Source organism: Vibrio profundum, from assembly GCF_050337555.1.
Taxonomy (GTDB): domain Bacteria; phylum Pseudomonadota; class Gammaproteobacteria; order Enterobacterales; family Vibrionaceae; genus Vibrio; species Vibrio profundum.
Window position 1 is genome coordinate 1 of sequence record NZ_JAKJTA010000002.1, and the last position, 6127, is coordinate 6127.

The following is a 6127-nucleotide window of genomic DNA, read 5'->3' on the forward strand; positions in this document are numbered from 1 at the left end:
ATGATTATTACGATGAGTACCCACACAGATTGATACGGTTTAGAAAGTTAGAGCAAGAAACACTTTTCCAGATGGGGCTATAGCTCAGCTGGGAGAGCGCTTCGCTGGCAGCGAAGAGGTCTGCGGTTCGATCCCGCATAGCTCCACCATCTTTAAGTATTCTCGCTTCTTTCGTAAGAAAGAGAGTGTTTAGAAATGGTTTCGAAAGAAATCTCGCTCTTTAACAATTTGGAAAGCTGACGAATAACATTTGATTGATGTTATTCAAATTTTAAAAGTTCTCAAATCCTAGTTTCATTGATGAAATTAGGTACCAACACACATTCAAGTGTTCTTGGAAATGACCTTTAACTAGGTTATTTAATATTTGAGTCCGGCAAAATCGTAGTTTGTGTTTGTTTTAAACAGACCAAACTAAGCTGTCTCGCTCATTCAAATAATGAGACAGCACTAACCTTGGTTGTTTGCCATACATAAAGACCCTTTTGGGTTGTATGGTTAAGTGACTAAGCGTACACGGTGGATGCCTTGGCAGTCAGAGGCGATGAAGGACGTATTAACTTGCGATAAGCGTAGATTAGGCAGTAAAAGCCACTTGAGTCTACGATTTCCGAATGGGGAAACCCACGTGCATAAGCACGTATCATTAACTGAATACATAGGTTAATGAGGCGAACCGGGGGAACTGAAACATCTAAGTACCCCGAGGAAGAGAAATCAACCGAGATTCCGAAAGTAGCGGCGAGCGAAATTGGATTAGCCCTTAAGCTTTTATTGCGTCAGGTGAAGTGTCTGGAAAGGCACGCAGTAAAGGGTGATAGCCCCGTAACCGGCAACGCAGTTTAAGTGAAATCGAGTAAGGCGGGACACGTGATATCCTGTCTGAACATGGGGGGACCATCCTCCAAGGCTAAATACTCCTGACTGACCGATAGTGAACCAGTACCGTGAGGGAAAGGCGAAAAGAACCCCTGTGAGGGGAGTGAAATAGAACCTGAAACCGTGTACGTACAAGCAGTAGGAGCAGGCATTGCGTCCTGTGACTGCGTACCTTTTGTATAATGGGTCAGCGACTTAATTTTAGTAGCAAGGTTAACCGTTTAGGGGAGCCGTAGGGAAACCGAGTCTTAACTGGGCGAACAGTTGCTAGGATTAGACCCGAAACCAGGTGATCTAGCCATGGGCAGGTTGAAGGTTGAGTAACATCAACTGGAGGACCGAACCGACTAATGTTGAAAAATTAGCGGATGACTTGTGGCTAGGGGTGAAAGGCCAATCAAACCTGGAGATAGCTGGTTCTCCCCGAAATCTATTTAGGTAGAGCCTCGGAYGAATACTACTGGGGGTAGAGCACTGTTAAGGCTAGGGGGTCATCCCGACTTACCAACCCTTTGCAAACTCCGAATACCAGTAAGTACTATCCGGGAGACACACGGCGGGTGCTAACGTCCGTCGTGGAGAGGGAAACAACCCAGACCGCCAGCTAAGGTCCCAAAGTATAGCTAAGTGGGAAACGATGTGGGAAGGCTTAGACAGCTAGGATGTTGGCTTAGAAGCAGCCATCATTTAAAGAAAGCGTAATAGCTCACTAGTCGAGTCGGCCTGCGCGGAAGATGTAACGGGGCTAAGCTATACACCGAAGCTGCGGCAACGYAATTTATTGCGTTGGGTAGGGGAGCGTTCTGTAAGCCGTTGAAGGTGAACTGTAAGGTTTGCTGGAGGTATCAGAAGTGCGAATGCTGACATGAGTAACGATAATGGGGGTGAAAAACCCCCACGCCGGAAGACCAAGGGTTCCTGTCCAACGTTAATCGGGGCAGGGTAAGTCGACCCCTAAGGCGAGGCTGAAAAGCGTAGTCGATGGGAAACGGGTTAATATTCCCGTACTTCTTACAATTGCGATGGGGGGACGGAGAAGGCTAGGTGGGCCTGGCGACGGTTGTCCAGGTTCAAGTGCGTAGGCTGAAGAGTTAGGTAAATCCGGCTCTTCGTTAAGGCTGAGACACGATGTCGAGCACCYAAGGGTGTGAAGTCATTGATGCCATGCTTCCAGGAAAAGCCTCTAAGCTTCAGATTGTAAGAAATCGTACCCCAAACCGACACAGGTGGTCGGGTAGAGAATACCAAGGCGCTTGAGAGAACTCGGGTGAAGGAACTAGGCAAAATGGTACCGTAACTTCGGGAGAAGGTACGCTCTTAGCGGTGAAGTCCCTTGCGGATGGAGCTACTGAGAGTCGCAGATACCAGGTGGCTGCAACTGTTTATTAAAAACACAGCACTGTGCAAAATCGTAAGATGACGTATACGGTGTGACGCCTGCCCGGTGCCGGAAGGTTAATTGATGGGGTTAGACTTCGGTCGAAGCTCTTGATCGAAGCCCCGGTAAACGGCGGCCGTAACTATAACGGTCCTAAGGTAGCGAAATTCCTTGTCGGGTAAGTTCCGACCTGCACGAATGGCGTAATGATGGCCACGCTGTCTCCACCCGAGACTCAGTGAAATTGAAATCGCTGTGAAGATGCAGTGTACCCGCGGCTAGACGGAAAGACCCCGTGAACCTTTACTACAGCTTGGCACTGAACATTGACCCTACATGTGTAGGATAGGTGGGAGACTTTGAAACTTCGTCGCTAGATGGAGTGGAGTCAACCTTGAAATACCACCCTTGTATGCTTGATGTTCTAACTTAGCCCCRTTATCYGGGGTGAGGACAGTGCCTGGTGGGTAGTTTGACTGGGGCGGTCTCCTCCCAAAGAGTAACGGAGGAGCACGAAGGTGGGCTAAACACGGTTGGACATCGTGTGGTTAGTGCAATGGCATAAGCCCGCTTGACTGCGAGAATGACAATTCGAGCAGGTGCGAAAGCAGGTCATAGTGATCCGGTGGTTCTGAATGGAAGGGCCATCGCTCAACGGATAAAAGGTACTCCGGGGATAACAGGCTGATACCGCCCAAGAGTTCATATCGACGGCGGTGTTTGGCACCTCGATGTCGGCTCATCACATCCTGGGGCTGAAGTCGGTCCCAAGGGTATGGCTGTTCGCCATTTAAAGTGGTACGCGAGCTGGGTTTAGAACGTCGTGAGACAGTTCGGTCCCTATCTGCCGTGGGCGTTGGAAGATTGAAGGGGGCTGCTCCTAGTACGAGAGGACCGGAGTGGACGAACCTCTGGTGTTCGGGTTGTCACGCCAGTGGCATTGCCCGGTAGCTAAGTTCGGAATCGATAACCGCTGAAAGCATCTAAGCGGGAAGCGAGCCCTGAGATGAGTCTTCCCTGGCACTTTAAGTGCCCTTAAGGGTTGTTCAAGACTAGAACGTTGATAGGCAGGGTGTGTAAGTGCTGCGAGGCATTGAGCTAACCTGTACTAATTGCCCGTGAGGCTTAACCATACAACACCTAAGGGGTTTTGTGGACTCAAAGCCAAGAACGAATTGAATGTGTGACGAACTTTTAAAGACAGCTTTCCGAATTTAAGCATTTGCTTGGCGACCATAGCATTGTGGACCCACCTGATTCCATGCCGAACTCAGAAGTGAAACGCAATAGCGCCGATGGTAGTGTGGGGTCTCCCCATGTGAGAGTAGGACATCGCCAGGCTTTAAATCTGCACTTGCTTACTTAGTAAGCAAGTCACCATAAATCTTTGAGTTTTCTTAGAGTTTTATGTTGACTTTCAATGCAGACAGCGTATTATACGCGTCCTGCCTAAGTGCTAACGCACTGAAAGCAAAGCTCTTTAACAATTTAAACCTATCAATCTGTGTGGGCACTCGTTGATGATAATCCAAAGGCTTTTCTGTTCTTTTTATAAAGAGCGGTCAAGCAGCTTCTTAGAAGCACTTTAGGTATCAATGAACTGAGTGACCAATACGAATAATGACTTTCTTTAGAGAGAGGAGTTATTTGGCACAGTCAATTCATTACCATTCTGTTGGAACGATAATAGCTTTAGAATTACATGTTTACTGCGGTAACTATTAGTTTTGAAGTCAGTATTCATTGAGCCGACAAAATCTTAAATTGAAGAGTTTGATCATGGCTCAGATTGAACGCTGGCGGCAGGCCTAACACATGCAAGTCGAGCGGTAACAGGAATTAGCTTGCTAATTCGCTGACGAGCGGCGGACGGGTGAGTAATGCCTAGGAAGTTGCCCAGTAGAGGGGGATAACCATTGGAAACGATGGCTAATACCGCATAATCTCTTTGGAGCAAAGCAGGGGACCTTCGGGCCTTGTGCTATTGGATACGCCTAGGTGGGATTAGCTAGTTGGTGAGGTAATGGCTCACCAAGGCGACGATCCCTAGCTGGTCTGAGAGGATGATCAGCCACACTGGAACTGAGACACGGTCCAGACTCCTACGGGAGGCAGCAGTGGGGAATATTGCACAATGGGCGAAAGCCTGATGCAGCCATGCCGCGTGTATGAAGAAGGCCTTCGGGTTGTAAAGTACTTTCAGYNGTGAGGAAGGTGGTGAGTTTAATACGCTCATCAYTTGACGTTAGCNRCAGAAGAAGCACCGGCTAACTCCGTGCCAGCAGCCGCGGTAATACGGAGGGTGCGAGCGTTAATCGGAATTACTGGGCGTAAAGCGCATGCAGGTGGTGGACTAAGTCAGATGTGAAAGCCCGGGGCTCAACCTCGGAACTGCATTTGAAACTGGTTCACTAGAGTACTGTAGAGGGGGGTAGAATTTCAGGTGTAGCGGTGAAATGCGTAGAGATCTGAAGGAATACCAGTGGCGAAGGCGGCCCCCTGGACAGATACTGACACTCAGATGCGAAAGCGTGGGGAGCAAACAGGATTAGATACCCTGGTAGTCCACGCCGTAAACGATGTCTACTTGGAGGTTGTGGCCTTGAGCCGTGGCTTTCGGAGCTAACGCGTTAAGTAGACCGCCTGGGGAGTACGGTCGCAAGATTAAAACTCAAATGAATTGACGGGGGCCCGCACAAGCGGTGGAGCATGTGGTTTAATTCGATGCAACGCGAAGAACCTTACCTACTCTTGACATCCAGAGAAGCCAGCGGAGACGCAGGTGTGCCTTCGGGAACTCTGAGACAGGTGCTGCATGGCTGTCGTCAGCTCGTGTTGTGAAATGTTGGGTTAAGTCCCGCAACGAGCGCAACCCTTATCCTTGTTTGCCAGCACGTAATGGTGGGAACTCCAGGGAGACTGCCGGTGATAAACCGGAGGAAGGTGGGGACGACGTCAAGTCATCATGGCCCTTACGAGTAGGGCTACACACGTGCTACAATGGCGCATACAGAGGGCAGCCAACCAGCGATGGTGAGCGAATCCCAAAAAGTGCGTCGTAGTCCGGATTGGAGTCTGCAACTCGACTCCATGAAGTCGGAATCGCTAGTAATCGTGAATCAGAATGTCACGGTGAATACGTTCCCGGGCCTTGTACACACCGCCCGTCACACCATGGGAGTGGGCTGCAAAAGAAGTGGGTAGTTTAACCTTTCGAGGAGGACGCTCACCACTTTGTGGTTCATGACTGGGGTGAAGTCGTAACAAGGTAGCCCTAGGGGAACCTGGGGCTGGATCACCTCCTTATACGATGATTATTACGATGAGTACCCACACAGATTGATACGGTTTAAAAAATAAGAGTTTAATGCTGGGTCTGTAGCTCAGCTGGTTAGAGCGCTCGCCTGATAAGCGGGAGGTCGGTGGTTCAAGTCCACTCAGACCCACCAATTCTTCTCCCATRAAGACATTGGCATACAGCATTAATAACTTTGGGGCTATAGCTCAGCTGGGAGAGCGCCTGCCTTGCACGCAGGAGGTCTGCGGTTCGATCCCGCATAGCTCCACCATCTTTAAGCGCATTTCAACAAGTGTCCTTAAAAATGGTTTCTTTCGAYAGAAAGYNACCTYGCTCTTTAACAATTTGGAAAGCTGACGAATAACATTTGATTGATGTTATTCAAATTTTAAAAGTTCTCAAATCCTAGTTTCRTTANGAAATTAGGTACCAACACACATTCAAGTGTTCTTGGAAATGACCTTTAACGAGGTTATTTAATATTTGAGTCCGGCAAAATCGTAGTTTGCGTTTGTTTTAAACAGACCAAACTAAGCTGTCTCGCTCATTCAAATAATGAGACAGCACTAACC

At 48.8% G+C, this 6127-nt stretch carries 3 tRNA genes and 3 rRNA genes; all 6 read left to right on the forward strand.

The features are described from left to right. Positions 1-73: 73 nt before the first annotated feature. The 6 genes from L4C34_RS00055 (at position 74) to L4C34_RS00080 (ending at position 5826) form a co-directional block, all read left to right on the forward strand. Positions 74-149: transfer RNA gene (locus L4C34_RS00055), tRNA-Ala, on the forward strand. A 347-nt stretch (positions 150-496) separates the two neighbouring features. After that, positions 497-3390 (forward strand): 23S ribosomal RNA (locus tag L4C34_RS00060). 92 nt (positions 3391-3482) lie between these two features. Beyond that, positions 3483-3598, forward strand: a 5S ribosomal RNA gene (gene rrf / locus L4C34_RS00065). 420 nt (positions 3599-4018) lie between these two features. Continuing rightward, positions 4019-5563, forward strand: a 16S ribosomal RNA gene (locus L4C34_RS00070). 66 nt (positions 5564-5629) lie between these two features. Next, a tRNA-Ile gene (locus L4C34_RS00075) sits at positions 5630-5706 on the forward strand. Positions 5707-5750: 44 nt separating this feature from the next. Beyond that, positions 5751-5826 (forward strand) — tRNA-Ala (locus L4C34_RS00080). The last annotated feature ends 301 nt before the right edge of the window (positions 5827-6127 follow it).